Consider the following 15189-nt stretch of genomic DNA (forward strand, 5'->3'; position numbering starts at 1 on the left):
GCTTTTCTAATGAATCAAGCCGCGATTGCACTACTTTACAAATCCCGCGCAACCTAACCTACTAGTTCGCCAAGTGAACTTGGCGGGGTAAAGGGTAAAGGGGAAGGGGAAAAGGTTTCAAATCCCTTACCCCTTACCCCTGCCCCTTATCCCCACTTCGTGGGGGCCCCACCTTCCCCTTTCCCCAGCCATCACGCAGCATTTTTGGGTTGGCAGACTACTACAAGGCTTTTGCAGCAAGTCTTAATGTGTGACAGTTTGGCGCACTAGCGGAAATTTTTATTTTTGGGTAGTAGAATATTTTGCACAAAGCGATCGCGCCCTGCTGCCTTTGCTTGATACAATGCCCGATCTGCTGCGGCAATCATTTCTTCCAAGTCAGAATCTGACTGAGGAATTTCTGTCGTAAACCCGACACTAATGGTTACATGAGGACTAACTTGGGAATTTTCATGAGGTATTGCTAATGTTCGGACAGTATGGCAAATTTTCTTGGCAACATGAGTTGTCCCTTCGGTGTCTGTGTTAGGTAAAATCACAGCAAATTCTTCCCCACCATAACGGGCAACTAAATCTCCGGGACGTTTAATAATATTTTTGATGGCCTTAGCAATTTCTTGAAGACAGCGATCACCTACTCGATGCCCATAAGTATCGTTATATAATTTGAAGAAATCAACGTCGCAAAGAATCAAGGAAAGAGGCCGTTGATCCCGTTTTAGACGCTGCCACTCTTGGTTAAAATACTCTTCAAAGCGTCGGCGGTTAGCTATTTGAGTTAATCCATCAATAGTAGCTAATCGCTGCAATTCCAAATTAACGGTTTCCAGTTTTTGTTGTAACTGAGATTGCTGAATCAAGCGTTTTACCCGTTGTCGCAAAACTGGCCAGTGAATCGGTTTGGTAACATAGTCCATAGCTCCCACTGCAAATGCCCGGTCAACTGACTCTTGATCCTCAAGTCCTGTAATCATTAAAACTGGAGTATGCTTGCTGTAATCAAGAAGTTCTAAGTTAGTGCAACACTCGAACCCATCCATATCCGGCATGATGGCATCAAGAAGTATTATGTCAGGGCGCAGTTCCTTAAAAGCAGTTAAAGCCTCTCTGCCATTTTGAGCTTCCGCTATTTTATAGCCTTCCCGCTCCAAGAAATGCCGAAGTATCATCCGGATAAAAGGCTCATCATCAACAATTAGAACTAAAGATTGGCTTTCTTGAGCAGTAGCTGTCATGGTGTTTCCTTCGCAAGTTCTTTTTCTAACGCAGTTTTAACTTGTTCATATTCCTGGTATAACTGCGGGAGTAATTCTACGGTGTTTTCTAATTCACTGCTCCGTCCCTGTGCTTCTAAAACCTTGCAAAGCTGTGCTAAAGCGATCGCTCCAATTGAGGCACTGCTAGACTTAAGTTGATGGGCTGCCTTCCATATAGTCTGGGCATCCCGATTTGCGATCGCAGTACTAATATCTTGTACCAGTCTCGGTGTCTCTGTAAGATAACACTTAATTAGTTCAGCAAATACAACACGATCGCCTCTGACTATATCCCGTAAGGATTGGAGAATTTTGGCATCAATTTTGGCACTTTTTGATGTCTGGTTTTGCCCTTCTTGGAGAATATTTTGCCAAGGTTGCAATTCTAAGTACATCGCTCGATCTTGTTTGACTATGGAAGTGACTTCAAGACTTCTTTGGCGTGGGCATTTGCTGAGTGCCTGAGCTAATTTTTGAAGCTGAATCGGTTTGCTAATGTAGTCATTAATACCAGCAGCAAGACAAATTTCGCGATCGCCTCGCATCGCATTGGCAGTTATCGCAATGATATGCGGACGAAAACCAACTTCCCATTCTTGACAGATTCTCCGAGCTGTTTCTAACCCATCCATTTCGGGCATGTGGACATCCATCAACACTAGGTCATAAGGCTGTTTTTGCAAAGCCTTGAGTACTTCTACCCCATTAGTTACGACATCAGCTGAATAACCTATTTTCTGTAGCATCAGTAAGGCAACTTTCTGATTGACAACCGTATCTTCTGCCAAAAGAATCCGTAATGGCAGTGGATGGGCCAAATGCCGATCAACCAAGGGAAAATCAGAAATACTCGCTTGGCTTGGCTGATTTCCTAAAACACGGGTCATAACATCGTAGAGTTGAGACTGTTTGATGGGTTTGCTCAAAAAGGCAGCATCGAGATCACCAAAGTCAGAGAATGTTTCTCCTCTACCTAAAGAAGTAAGAATCACTAAAGGTAGATGTTGACAACCAGATTGCCTGCGGATTTGACGAGCTAGGGTTATGCCATCCATTGCTGGCATTTCCATATCTAAAATGGCAATATCAAACTGTGTTCCCTGAGCAAGTTGAGCTAACGCTTCTTTCGCAGATTTGGCGGCATAAGTTTCCATTTTCCAAGACTCTGCTTGCAAGCTGATAATTTGACAGTTAGTCAGATTATCGTCCACAATCAACAGGCGCTTTCCCTGGAGCTGCATCGGCGAATTACTAAATTCAGCTTCTGGTACAGCAGACACTTGGGCAGTAATCGTGAAGTAGAATGTTGAACCTTGGGAAGAGTAAGGAGATGATAATAATTCTCTACTTTTCCATCTAGGGCTAGGATTGCCACCAACAATCCCTTGGCTTTCCACCCAAAGAGTGCCCCCCATCATCTTACTAAGCCGCTTGCTAATCACTAGTCCTAGCCCTGTGCCGCCATATCTTCGAGTCATGGAGACATCAGCCTGAGTGAAGGGATGAAATAACCGCTCTATTTTCTCTGGTGTGATGCCAATACCTGTATCTTTGATGGCAAATTGAATTTGGATTGGGGACTCGGAAGAGGCAGAGGAGCGGGCTTGCCGTGAGCTTGTCCTGAGCGTAGTCGTTGGCACAGCCTCTCGTAGAGAAGGGCGTAGCCGAACGGGGGAAGGGTGCAGAGGGGAGGAATTTTCCCCCTGCTTCCCTGAATCCCCGGCCCCCAGTTCAACAGAGAGTAACACTTCTCCATGTTCGGTAAACTTAATGGCGTTGTTGAGGAGATTCATTAAGACTTGCCGCAGACGTGTCATATCGCCAACGATCTGAGTCGGAACTTGCGGTTGGATTAGGTAAACTAGTTCGATATCTTTTTGGGCAGCTTTCGGGGCTAATAGAGAAATAGCCTGTTCTACACAAGCTCTCAAATCAAAAGGCTGTTCTTCTAATTCCAGCTTTCCCGACTCAATTTTTGAGAAATCTAGAATGTCGTTGATGATGGTGAGCAAAGCATCTCCGCTACTGCGAACTGTTTCTACAAAGTCTTGCTGTTGAGGGGTGAGGTCAGTATCCAGCAGGAGATCGGTCATGCCAATAACAGCATTCATTGGAGTCCGAATTTCGTGGCTCATCATTGCCAAAAACTCACTTTTTGCCCGATTTGCGGCTTCAGCCTGACGTTTTGCCTGCTCCAAAGCAAAGTTTTTCAAGGTAAGTTCTTCCCGTCGGCGGGTTTCTTGTTCCAGTAAGTGAGCCTGTGCTAGAGCAATACCCAGTTGAGCCGCGACTGCTTCTAGTAATTCGATTTCGTCTGGTGTCCACTGGCGAAAATAGCTGCACTGATGTAATCCGATCGCACCATTGGGTTCTCCTTGATAGGAGGTGCGGATTGACAGCATAGACTTCAGTTTAATTTTTCGGCAGATAGGTTCAGCCGCCTTAAGTAAAGGATCGGCATATACATTAGGAGAGGCGATCGCAGTTTCTTGTGCCATCATCTTCTCTGCATGGGGATTATTAGTCATAGGAACTTCCAATCCCAACACTGAGCAGGGACTGGAAAGTGTATTATACTGTGCTACTAAAGGAATTTTCTGAATGGGGTCGCTAACATAAGAATGGATCAGACAGCGATCAACTTTAAACGCTTGTCCAATTTGGGTAGCAGCTGTCTCAAAGATTTTGCTGGTATCAAGACTTTGACGAATTTCTTGAGTAATTTGTTCAAGTAGTAGGGTGCGATGCAATTGGCGTTGCAATGCTTCTTTAGCTCGTTTGTTTTCGGTAATATCTTGATTTATGCCAACAGTGGCAACAGTTTCTCCCTGTTCATCCTGTAAAGGGACTACAGTTGTTTCGCAAATTCTCTCACTGCCATCTTTACCAAGAAAGTGTATTTCCCCTGACCAGCGTCCTTGCTGGTTGACTGTTTCGAGAATTTTGGTGCTTAATGTTGCGGCTACTTCCGGTTGATGCAAAATACTGATATGTTTAGCCAAAATCTCAGCTTTAGTATAACCAAACATGCTTTGGGCAGCAGGATTCCAGTCAATAATATTTCCGGTTAAATTTGTGATAATTACGCCATCATTCATGTTTTCAAAAGTGAGAGCTTGCTGATGCAGGCTAGTTTCAGCTTGCTTGCGGTGGCTAATATCTGTCTGAATTCCAATAAAGTGGCTTAACTTCCCATTTTCGTCATCAATAGGAGAAATACCCAATTCATTCCAGAATAAGATACCATCTTTGCTATAGTTACGGAGAATAACTTTACAACTTGTTCTAGCTTGAATACATGAGCGCAGTTCATTGAGTGCTGATTGCTCTATATCTGCGCGTTGCAAAAATCTACAGTTTTGCCCAATCACATCAGTAGTGTTGTAGCCTGTTATTTGTTCAAAGGCGCAGTTGACGTAAATTACAGGATTACAGGGAAGTCTAGCATCGGCAATGATAATTCCATTATTAGTAGCAGCAAGTGCCCTCTCCTTCAGCCTCAAGGTTTCTTCAATCTGCTTTAAATCACTAATGTCAAACATAAACCCTTTCAGCGTAGTAGGAGTTTCTGCTTCTTCAACTACCCTAACAACGTCTCGCAGCCAAACAACTCGCCCATCGGCTGCTAGCATCCGGTATTCTAATTCGTGATTCTCGCACCTAGCAGTTGCTTCTTGACGAAAACGAACGGATTTTTCCCGATCGTCTGGATGCAGATGATTGTACCAAAAATTTTTCTCGTACCATTCTGCGATCGCATAATTTAGCAAGTCTACTGCTTGCGGCCCAACGTAGGTAAATCGACCAGTTTTCAAGTCTAATTCCCAAGGGATGACTTTGACAGTTTCCAGTAACTGGTGCAGACGCTTCTCGCTGCAACGAAGGGCAAGTTCTATTTGTTTCTGTTCAAAAATCTTGTGAGTTAAATCCTGATTTATTGCTTTTATCGCCAGGACAAAACAGATTGGTAATGTCAGCGTGACAACCAATAACCCTGTAATCAATACTACTTGTGTTAATAACCTTGGAGTCTGAATTGAAAGTTGCTGGCAGAGTAAAACTACAGAGATTGAGAAGAAGATCCCCAGCAATAAAGCTAGTAATTTTTCTTTGTGGAAAAATATCACAGCTTTTAACCAGTGATATCGGCACTGTTTGACCACTTATTAACCCTCAGCACTTTCTTTCAGGGCTTATTACACTAACCTTTACTTTTAAGTAATTTAAAATATCAATAGCAAGGGGGCAATTACGGATTTTTTTAAGGAATTAGGAGTTACGCATTGACAGGAAAGACCAAGTATAAATGATTTGAAAACCAGATCCGTCATAGGGGCAATTCATGAATTGTCCCTACGACGTAGGTCTATTTACCATCAATGATTAATAGAAATCTGAAACGACCTATTTACGTTGTTTCACAACATGGCTCTTTTGTACAGTACGTAATTCCTAGTAATATATTTGTATATAAACCTCGTCTACCTTGAGAACCGTAGTTTTGTAGGTTGGTTGCAGCGATCGCGTAACCCAACATCAAATTTGGTGGTAATGTTGGGTTGCGTTTCACTCCACCCAACCTACATAAATATATCTTTTAAAAAACCTAGATTTCAACATAGATGAGGTTTAATATAATGGTAAAAAAATTTAATAACTTCTGCTTCTAATTAAGTAAGTAGGCGAGAATAATCAAAGGAAATTAATGTAATAAATACAGCGGATTGCAAGTAAGTGAGGTACACAATGGAGAATTCACGCATCATATATAAAGAGTTTCTACCTCCTACCTCCTGTCCCCTGCCGCTAAACCAGTAGCTTTGTACTTCATGCAAAGGAAAACTGCTGTATTGAAATTAGTTTGTAGTGAGCGCTGTTCGCTTTCGACGAGCTACACCTACACATTTTTAATTTTTTTGCGGGCAAAAAGAGAGATTAAGAGCAAGGGTTAAAGGGATTGGATTTTCCCCTTAACCCTTCCCTTTTCACCACAAGAATGTAAAAAGATACTAATGAACAGAGTAAGGACAAAGCACCCCCTACGCGAACACAATCTAGAACGAAAATTTCTTTCTCTGTTCCCTATTTTCAAAATAGGTCTATTGCCGAAATTTGTATTTTAAATCACAGATGCTTCGCGTTGGCAATCAAAAACAACCATATATGAAGCATTTGGTATTTCCTGGGGGAGGTGTCGCATATAGCCATCGGCATCAGAACGACTGCGGAAGCGAGCAACAATTTCCCGTTGCGTATTAGGAAGCTGACGAGCGATCGCCCAAGAATTGAGGCGTTCTTTATAAGCAATAGGCTGATTGTCTGATTTAGAAGCTTGGTTAACCGTATTTTCTGGCATAATGATGTTATCCGTATGAAGTTTAATGAAGGGCGTTAATTAGTTTCTAAGTAGGAATGCACTAACGCTTTTTTTTATGCTGCTGCCACCTTGTTATTCGATTATTAATAAGTTGTCAACACTTAGCGCTAAATTTTAGACCAACTAAGTTGTAATTTTCAGGTAGCTATGAATCTCAAAGCCTTAATTTGCAACTGTTTTCAGCACCAAAAAATCTTCAAGCAGAAGGTTTGCCAAATATTGAGTTTTCATGATTTGTTTGCATACGCAGAAGGAAAACCAGTATCAGTGGTAAACTTAACGCTAATGTCTTAAAAGAGACTATCAAAAGCTCATTTGAGAATTAATATTAAGTTCCCCCGATAAAATTATAGTTATCATAATGGAAACACCATTTGTAACATCAATCATTCAAAAAGTAGCAAAGGAAATAGGAGCAGTAGTTTTAGTAGATCCAGAATGCACCTTTGTGGGACTGATTACCTTTAAAAATGGGAATAAAACTTTTTTTAGGAATACCAGATTTAGTATTAATTCTTCGGGTTCAACAGCAATAGCAAAAGATAAAAGTGTTTCCAGCTTTTTTTTGAATAATTTTGGCTACAAAGTTACCGAAGGAAAAACATTTTTTAGTGAAGAATTATGCGAAGAAATAGCTAATATCAGAAATATAGATGAAGGATTCTATTATGCTAAGGAGTTGGGATTTCCTGTAATTGTCAAGCCAATTAATCTCAGTCAAGGAATATTTGTTACCAAGGTTTATAATAAGCAAGAATACTATCAAATAGCCAATAAAATCTTGCAAAAAGTCTCAGGCTTTATTGTTGAACGATTTTATAGTGGCAATGATTATAGAATTGTAGTACTTGATGATGAAGTAGTTTCGGCATATCAAAGAATTCCCCTATTTATAACCGGGGATGGTCAGTCTAATGTTTTAGAACTTATGCAACAGAAGCAAGAAAATTTTATCAAAAATGGTAGAAAAGAAATTATAGATTTTGAAGATTACAGAATTAAAAAAAACTTGCGAAGACGGAAGCTAAATTTTAGTAGTGTGATACCTAAAAATAATATTGTATATCTTTTAGATAATGCAAATTTATCGACTGGAGGCGAGGCAGTAGACTTTACAGAAAGCATTCATCCTGATTTTCAAAAACTCGCAGTAAGTATTACAAAAGATATGCAACTGAGATTAGCAGGTGTGGACATTCTTGCTAGTGATATAACCTCACCAATAGTAGATTATACAATCCTTGAAGTAAATGGCGCTCCTAGCTTAAGTCACTATGCATCATTTGGTGAAGTTCAGACCAAAAGAGTAGAAAATCTATATCTCAAAATTCTCAAAATAATTGAAAACGAAAATAACAGAGAAAATCATTAATTTTGCTTGGAGGCGCAGCAATCTCTACTCCTATAAGAATCCGCTTTGATTTTTGTTAGCGCAGCCATACTTACTTGCGTTGACAGGCAAGAGGAAAGAAGGATTTTTGAGTTGTACTGAGCTTTTTCAAAAATAAAATATGAGTCCTATATCTAGCTATCTATTCACCACTTCTTATCTAGAAGGGATTCAAATTCAGCTTGTAAGGCGGTTATATCCGCTAATCTTGCGACTAGTAAATTATCTTTACCAGCATTACTTAAGCGTACTTTCCAATAACTAATACTGTCTGAGTTGTTCAGCCAAAACTGAATCACGGTATCTACCACTTGATCTAGATTCCAATCCCACTTCGCTGGAACGGATTCTACCGATTCTAGAAAGGTATCTAGTGTACACGTATACATCCCCAAATATTCCACACCTTGGTGGGGTGGTTTTTGCTCATTTTGCTGTTGGTGATTAAAAAACTGCAAAAGTGGAGATACTCCTACAATATCAAAAGTGTATTTCATGCTAGTACTCCGAGTTATAAATTACTTGCAGGAAGCTTTACTTTTTCTCTATTATAATACTTATAACCTAACTTTAGCATCTATAAAAAGTATACTTTTGGTTTATATCATAGGTGTTAAAGTTCAATAAAAAATTAGCACTAGCTAGCCTTGAGTGCTAAATCATAGATATTAAAGTTCAGTTGAAACTTAGCACTAACAAGCCTTGAGTGCTAATTTTATTTAATAGTTTGATTTATTATTAAATAGTTTCAGGTATTAATTAAGGGGTGCATATTATTTTTAATAATTATTTAATTAATTCCCTTGCTCCTTGTAAAGGCTTTATCCTTCCTAACCCTTGTTAAAAAAGAGGAAATTAGAGCTAGCCTTTTTAAGGGGAGCCAGTCGTATGCATATTTCCCCCATTGAGTGAATTACTATAGTTTGGGGGGATAAATATGTGGTTAAATTTTGTGTTTTACTACCAATTAAAGCTACGAATATTGTTAAATTTAATCACGTCATTTTCTACACCCTGAAGATAATTTGCTAATTTGAGATCATCAGTTATTACAAGATACTTCCCTTTAGATAAAGTCAGGATTCCACTGTCAGTCAGTCCGAATTTGACAAATTTATCATTATTAACAGCATCTAAACTTTTTACGTAGCATTCATCTAAAAGAGCAACATTTTTAGAAAATTGAGCAAGTATTGTAAAACATTGAGAACGTTCAGGTTCACCAAGTCGATTCGCAAGGCTATTAACTTCTGTTAAAATATTCGGAGTTGTTACAAGCTTTTTAAATTTTGCAATTTTGGATAATACTTTGCCATTTAGCTTTTGGAGTCTCAACCCAGCCAGGATTCCAGTACCAAGCATCTAAGTGAATGACTTCTAAGCCTAAGATGGTTCCCAGTTCGCGGGCTAGGGTAGATTTACCAGCACCCCCCGAACCAATAATCAAGATTTTCTTCATCTTAGGTTTACAACTTGCTTTTCAAGCTCATCAGGGTAAGCATTACTCACCGAAATAACCGTCTTCAGTGCAGCTCAATACGCCGCTACAATAGTACCACTACAAGGATTATGCCGAAATTAGTGATATTATGACGACTGCTACAACTGTAAAAACTGAGTATGAAGCGATTATTGGTCTAGAAACCCATTGTCAGTTGAGTACCAAAACCAAAATTTTCTCTAATAGCTCTACGGCATTTGGCGCTGACCCAAATACTAACATTGACCCGGTTTGTATGGGTTTACCTGGGGTCTTACCTGTACTCAATGAAAAAGTATTAGAATATGCCGTCAAAACTGGTTTGGCACTGAATTGTCAAATTGCGAGATATAGTAAGTTTGACCGGAAACAGTATTTTTATCCTGACTTACCCAAAAATTACCAAATTTCTCAATATGATCTACCGATCGCAGAACATGGTTGGTTAGAAATTGAGTTGGTAGATGCTGAAGGGAATCCCACCCGTAAACGCATTGGTATTACACGTCTGCACATGGAAGAAGATGCAGGAAAATTGGTACACGCAGGTAGCGATCGCCTTTCCGGTTCTTCCTATTCCCTGGTAGATTACAATCGCGCAGGTATACCATTAGTCGAAATTGTCTCGGAACCTGATTTGCGTTCAGGATTAGAAGCTGCTGAATATGCCGAAGAGTTACGCCGGATTGTGCGCTATCTCGGCGTGAGTGATGGCAATATGCAAGAAGGATCTCTGCGTTGCGATGTCAACATCTCTGTGCGTCCAGTGGGACGAAAGGAATTTGGCACCAAAGTAGAAATTAAAAACATGAACTCCTTCAGCGCCATCCAACGAGCGATTGACTACGAAATTGAGCGCCAAATCGCCGCCATCGAAGCAGGCGATCGCATTATTCAAGAGACTCGGCTATGGGAAGAAGGCGCTCAACGTACAAGTAGTATGCGGGTGAAGGAAGGTTCTAGCGATTATCGCTACTTCCCTGAACCAGATTTAGCACCAATTGAGGTGACGGATTCAGAATTAGAGAAGTGGCGCAGCGAATTACCAGAATTACCAGCCCAAAAACGCCATCATTATGAAAGTGAGTTGGGGCTTTCGGCTTATGATGCGCGAGTATTGACAGAAGATCGTCCAGTAGCGGAATATTTTGAAACTGCGATCGCATCTGGAGCAAATCCCAAAGCTGCTGCAAACTGGATTACTCAAGATATCGCCGCCTACCTTAATAAGCAAAAACTGAGTATTACTCAAATCGGGCTGACTCCTACCAATTTAGCTGAGATCATTACTCGTATTGAAACGGGCAAAATTAGCAATGCTCAAGCTAAAGAAAAGTTGCCAGATTTGCTCAGTGGGATTTCTCCTGAAAAAGCTTTTGCAGGTCAAGAGTTAATCACTGATCCTAGTGTACTAGAACCTATCGTTGATGAAGTCATAGCCGCCAATCCCAAAGAACTAGAAAAGTATCGCAACGGTAACACCAACCTCAAAGGCTTCTTTGTTGGACAAGTTCTCAAAAAAACAGCCAAACGTGCCGATCCCAAGCTGACTAACGAATTGGTAGAAAAGAAACTGAATGCTTAGTAGTCTGTCAAAGCAGGTTTCAAGGGTGAGGGAGTAGGGAGCAGGGAGTAAGGGAGAAGAGTTTTCCCCTCTGCTCCCTGCCCCTCTGCCTCTTTTCAATGCCCAATGTCCCATACCTAAAGTAAGTATTTTCTCGGTGTTTCTTCATGAAATCTTCATATAAAAACTGGTGACTACCCGCATACCTAAAATGATATAGTGTGGTAAGTAGATGCACCCTGATGATCTGGAGAGCTGCCTAAGTAGCTCTCTTTTTTATCTAGTCTGTGGTATTTACGGAGCAGCTTCATTAAAATTTTAGAAAAAATCTTAATAAGTAAGTATTAACTATTAGATAATCAAATATATACTGTGAGTAAAAGATGCTCCGTAATGATCTGGAGAGCGACTCAAGTTGCTCTCTTTTTTCATATTTGTCTTTCGTCATAAGAAAGGTAAAACAATTATGCTAATCGCCAACTGGTGCATTATTATTGCCATCAGCAAATAAACTCATAATAGTCATTAGGAATTGGGGAGCAAGGGAACTGGGGGAAAACTCATAACTCTTGTACAGACGGGAGTAATCGCGTCTCTTCGCACTTTTTTAAAGCACAAATTGACCTATCCAACCTGATAGTTGTAAGGAAGAATAATGGCAGATTGGCAAAAAATTACAGGTGGTGTCACAGCACCAAGGGGGTATCAGGCGGCGGGAATAACCGCAGGGTTGAAACCTTCGGGGTTGCCAGATTTAGCTTTGATATTCTCAGAGGTGGAAGCGATCGCAGCTGGTGTATTCACCACCAGTCAAGTTAAAGCTGCCTGTGTAGAATATTGTCGCCAACGCTTGCAAGCCAAACCTAGCGCTCGTGCCATCCTTTGCAACGCTGGACAAGCAAATGCCGCTACAGGTAATCAAGGCTACCTTGATACCCTAGAGTCTTCTCTGGCAATAGCTCACGCACTAAACATCTCGTCTGAATCTGTCTTATTGGCTTCCACTGGCGTGATCGGTCAAAGAATTAAGATGGATGCTTTGCGAAGCGGGATTCCCAAGGTAGTAGCAGCACTATCAGCAACAGGTTCAGATGCCGCAGCTGGGGCGATTATCACTACAGACTTGGTAACAAAATCTATTGCTTTAGAGACAATTGTAGGCGATCGCCCAGTACGAATTGGTGGTATTGCCAAAGGTTCTGGCATGATTCACCCCAACATGGCAACCATGTTGGCATTTGTTACTTGTGATGCTGTGGTTTCCCCAGCCCTGTGGCAACAAATGTTAGCAAGGGCGGCAGATAGAAGCTTTAATTCCATTACCGTGGATGGTGATACTAGTACCAACGACAGCTTAATCGCCTTAGCAAATGGTCAATCTCGTACCCCAGCAATTATAGAATGGGGCGCAGAGGCAGAGAAATTAGAGGCGATGTTAACAGCAGTTTGCCAGCATTTAGCCAAAGCGATCGCTCGTGATGGTGAAGGTGCAACCTGTCTAATTGAAGTGGAAGTGACTGGCGCTCATGATGAACTCTCAGCCCGTCAAATTGCCAAAACCATCGCTGGTTCATCCTTAGTTAAATCTGCAATCTTTGGACGCGATCCAAATTGGGGACGCATCGCCGCCGCCGCCGGACGTGCAGGTGTGCCATTTGAGCAAGAAAATCTGCAAATTAAGCTAGGAAATTTCTTAATGTTAGAAAATGGACAACCTCTACAATTTGACCGTGCAGCAGCAAGTGCTTATTTGAAAAAAGCATCGGTAGGTGCTTATCTGCAACAGGATACGGTGTTAATCTCCGTTAATGTTGGCAATGGTTATGGTGTAGGTAAAGCCTGGGGTTGTGATTTGAGTTATGACTACGTGAAGATTAACGCCGAATACACTACGTAAACTACTCCCAATTGTTTGCGTTGTAGAAACGCGATTCATCGCGTCTTGAGTCAAGGATGTTTTGCAATCATTAATTGAAGTGGTAAGCTAATCAGCATTTAAATTGCAACATAGCTACTATTTCTCTTGTTTTTAATCTGACGATGCCACTTAATAACAATTAGATAGTTAGGGGGTTGCAGTCAAATCTATAAACCAATCCCCTATTTTAAACTCAACAAGTTTTTTTAATAAATTTTCATCCACTAATAGATAGATGAAATAGCTGTCAGAATTTACGGAAATAATAGGTCTAGACGATAGATTTTTGATGCGCCTAACCCAGTTTGCCTGACTGAGATTCAGTCAAAGAGCCTAGCTTAGTGTCGTTAGCTTTCCTATGCGATGAAAAATCAGATTAGGCAAAAATTTCGGAGATTTTGGCAAAATATATGGTTACTTGGTACAGTTGCCATAGCGATCGCTAGCACTGCTACTAAGTCTGTTGCTAGTTCTACTGTGAATTGGAAAGTAGAAGAAGAACCCAACGCTGTACTAACTCAAATTCCCTCCCCAGTTAGGCCGACAATCCCCAAACAGCCGACAAAGCCAATCCCGCCACCTGCTGACGAAGATTTACTGCAAACACCAACCCCCAGTCTACCTACACCGCCAAAACTACCAGAAATACCCCAGACGATTGTCATTAAAGGGTTTGAATTTCTCGGCAATACTGCCTTCAGTAATGAAGAATTGGCGAAAATAACTCAGCCATTTATCGGTAAGCCCATTACCTTTACAGAACTCCTACAAGTAGAGGCAATTATTAGCAAATTGTATATAGATGCTGGTTATATCAATTCTGGTGCAGTCATTCCAGCCGATCAAAGGTTTCCGAAAGACCAAGGTATTGTCCAAATTCAAATTGTGGAAGGTGGCTTAGAAGAGATTCAGGTAACAGGCACAAGTCGGTTAAATCCAGGGTATATCAAAAGTCGGTTAGCGATCGCAGCCCGCAGACCTTTAAATCGCGATCGCTTGTTGCAAGCCATACAATTATTACAACTCGACCCTCTGATTAAAAATATTTCTGCCGAACTATCTGCAGGGACAAGTCCAGAGTTAAGCCTCCTGAAAGTGACTGTCAAGGAGGCTGATTCTTTAGAGGAAGAATTTTTTGTTGATAATAGTCGCTCACCAAGTGTGGGTAGCATTCGCCGGGGATTGCGATTGAGTGAAGGTAATCTACTCGGCTTGGGGGATAAACTGAGGGCAACTTACAGCAATAGTGATGGTAGTAATTCCTACGATATTAGTTACACCATTCCCATTAATCCCCGAAATGGTACGCTGCAAATAGGATATGGCGCAACCACCACTCAGGTAATTGAACCACCTTTTGACCGCCTGGATATTTTAGGTGATTCGCAATCTTTAGAAATAACTCTACGTCAGCCTTTATTGCAAACACCCAGACAAGAATTTGCATTAGGTTTGACTTTCTCCCAGCAAGAAAGTAAGACATCTCTATTGGGATTAAACTTTCCCATTTCCCCTGGTGCTGATGATAATGGCAGAACTCGCATTTCTGCATTGCGATTCTTTCAAGAATGGACAAGTCGCAATTCTACAGAAGTATTTGCCCTTCGTTCACAATTCAATCTAGGGATAGGTGCGTTTAACTCCACAATTAATAATCAGCCGCCAGATAGTCGTTTTTTCTACTGGCGGGGACAAGGGCAGTATGTTCGACTTCTGGCTCCAGAAACATTGCTAGTAGTACGCTCAGATTTACAATTGACGATACGCCAACTTGTACCTTTAGAACAATTTGCGATCGGAGGCTGGGGGAGTGTCCGGGGTTATCGCCAAGATTTACTACTAACTGACAACGGTGCTTTTTTATCTGCTGAGGTGCAATTACCAATTTTACGAGTACCAGAAATTAAAGGAGTTTTACACCTGACTCCGTTTGTTGATTTTGGCGTTGGTTGGAATAGTTCCGCAAACTCTGAGCTAAATTCTAATACTTTGCTGTCAACAGGTTTAGGCTTGCAGTGGCAAATGTCAGACTGGCTAAATATGCGCCTTGACTGGGGAGTACCATTGATTGGTGTTGATGGCAGTAACAATTCATTGCAAGAAAATGGATTGTCTTTTTCTATCAATGTTAAATCGTTTTAATCAAGTTATTTTAATCACAAAAAACTTTGTTGAGAGACGTTATCAAGGTAAGGAAAAACAAG

At 41.0% G+C, this 15189-nt stretch carries 11 protein-coding genes; 5 read left to right on the forward strand and 6 right to left on the reverse strand.

Annotated elements, in window-relative coordinates; all coding sequences use genetic code 11:
• Positions 1-266: 266 nt before the first annotated feature.
• The 4 genes from IQ274_RS07185 to IQ274_RS07200 form a co-directional block, all read right to left on the reverse strand.
• The gene (locus IQ274_RS07185; protein WP_163933973.1) at positions 267-1235 is read right to left on the reverse strand and encodes a response regulator; all 969 of its coding nucleotides are present in this window, start codon (positions 1233-1235) and stop codon (positions 267-269) included.
• Positions 1232-5419 carry a PAS domain S-box protein gene (locus tag IQ274_RS07190; RefSeq protein WP_194141826.1) on the reverse strand — a complete coding sequence of 1396 codons (4188 nt, stop codon included), beginning with the start codon at positions 5417-5419 and terminating at the stop codon, positions 1232-1234. The genes IQ274_RS07185 and IQ274_RS07190 overlap by 4 nt, the downstream gene beginning before the upstream one ends.
• A gap of 245 nt (positions 5420-5664) precedes the next feature.
• Positions 5665-5826 carry a hypothetical protein gene (locus tag IQ274_RS07195; RefSeq protein ID WP_163933968.1) on the reverse strand — a complete coding sequence of 54 codons (162 nt, stop codon included), beginning with the start codon at positions 5824-5826 and terminating at the stop codon, positions 5665-5667.
• 549 nt (positions 5827-6375) lie between these two features.
• On the reverse strand, positions 6376-6612 hold the full coding sequence (locus IQ274_RS07200) for a hypothetical protein (protein ID WP_012408924.1): 237 nt from the start codon (positions 6610-6612) through the stop codon (positions 6376-6378).
• Between the two features lie 382 nt (positions 6613-6994).
• Here IQ274_RS07200 and IQ274_RS07205 point away from each other — a divergent pair, with 382 nt between their 5' ends.
• Complete coding sequence (locus tag IQ274_RS07205; RefSeq protein WP_194141827.1) at positions 6995-8005, forward strand: cyanophycin synthetase; 1011 nt, start codon at positions 6995-6997, stop codon at positions 8003-8005.
• Between the two features lie 164 nt (positions 8006-8169).
• Here IQ274_RS07205 and IQ274_RS07210 read toward each other — a convergent pair whose 3' ends face one another.
• Both IQ274_RS07210 and IQ274_RS07215 read right to left on the reverse strand, forming a co-directional pair.
• Entirely contained in the window at positions 8170-8520 is a 351-nt protein-coding gene (locus tag IQ274_RS07210; protein WP_163937207.1) for a hypothetical protein, read from the reverse strand.
• Between the two features lie 463 nt (positions 8521-8983).
• On the reverse strand, positions 8984-9385 hold the full coding sequence (locus IQ274_RS07215) for a hypothetical protein (RefSeq protein ID WP_194141828.1): 402 nt from the start codon (positions 9383-9385) through the stop codon (positions 8984-8986).
• 8 nt (positions 9386-9393) lie between these two features.
• On the opposite strand from IQ274_RS07215, the gene IQ274_RS07220 reads away from it, so the two are divergent.
• The 4 genes from IQ274_RS07220 (at position 9394) to IQ274_RS07235 (ending at position 15127) form a co-directional block, all read left to right on the forward strand.
• A complete protein-coding gene (locus IQ274_RS07220; RefSeq protein WP_163937210.1) occupies positions 9394-9540 on the forward strand; it encodes a hypothetical protein in 147 nt (48 codons plus the stop codon).
• Between the two features lie 72 nt (positions 9541-9612).
• Entirely contained in the window at positions 9613-11088 is a 1476-nt protein-coding gene (gene gatB / locus IQ274_RS07225) for an Asp-tRNA(Asn)/Glu-tRNA(Gln) amidotransferase subunit GatB (protein WP_194141829.1), read from the forward strand.
• 634 nt (positions 11089-11722) lie between these two features.
• Complete coding sequence (argJ, locus tag IQ274_RS07230; protein WP_194141830.1) at positions 11723-12964, forward strand: bifunctional ornithine acetyltransferase/N-acetylglutamate synthase; 1242 nt, start codon at positions 11723-11725, stop codon at positions 12962-12964.
• Between the two features lie 384 nt (positions 12965-13348).
• Positions 13349-15127, forward strand: coding sequence for a ShlB/FhaC/HecB family hemolysin secretion/activation protein (locus IQ274_RS07235; protein WP_194141831.1), 1779 nt, complete (start codon positions 13349-13351; stop codon positions 15125-15127).
• Positions 15128-15189 lie beyond the last annotated feature (62 nt).

Source organism: Nostoc sp. LEGE 12447 (assembly GCF_015206985.1).
Taxonomy (GTDB): domain Bacteria; phylum Cyanobacteriota; class Cyanobacteriia; order Cyanobacteriales; family Nostocaceae; genus Nostoc.

Excerpts from the sequence above, each read along its gene's own strand:
- IQ274_RS07235 (WP_194141831.1), top strand. The coding sequence starts at position 13,349 with ATGAAAAATCAGATTAGGCAAAAATTTCGGAGATTTTGGCAAAATATA.
- IQ274_RS07215 (WP_194141828.1), bottom strand. The coding sequence starts at position 9,385 with ATGCTTGGTACTGGAATCCTGGCTGGGTTGAGACTCCAAAAGCTAAAT.
- IQ274_RS07220 (WP_163937210.1), top strand. The coding sequence starts at position 9,394 with ATGACTTCTAAGCCTAAGATGGTTCCCAGTTCGCGGGCTAGGGTAGAT.
- IQ274_RS07205 (WP_194141827.1), top strand. The coding sequence starts at position 6,995 with ATGGAAACACCATTTGTAACATCAATCATTCAAAAAGTAGCAAAGGAA.
- IQ274_RS07210 (WP_163937207.1), bottom strand. The coding sequence starts at position 8,520 with ATGAAATACACTTTTGATATTGTAGGAGTATCTCCACTTTTGCAGTTT.
- argJ (WP_194141830.1), top strand. The coding sequence starts at position 11,723 with ATGGCAGATTGGCAAAAAATTACAGGTGGTGTCACAGCACCAAGGGGG.
- gatB (WP_194141829.1), top strand. The coding sequence starts at position 9,613 with ATGACGACTGCTACAACTGTAAAAACTGAGTATGAAGCGATTATTGGT.
- IQ274_RS07185 (WP_163933973.1), bottom strand. The coding sequence starts at position 1,235 with ATGACAGCTACTGCTCAAGAAAGCCAATCTTTAGTTCTAATTGTTGAT.
- IQ274_RS07200 (WP_012408924.1), bottom strand. The coding sequence starts at position 6,612 with ATGCCAGAAAATACGGTTAACCAAGCTTCTAAATCAGACAATCAGCCT.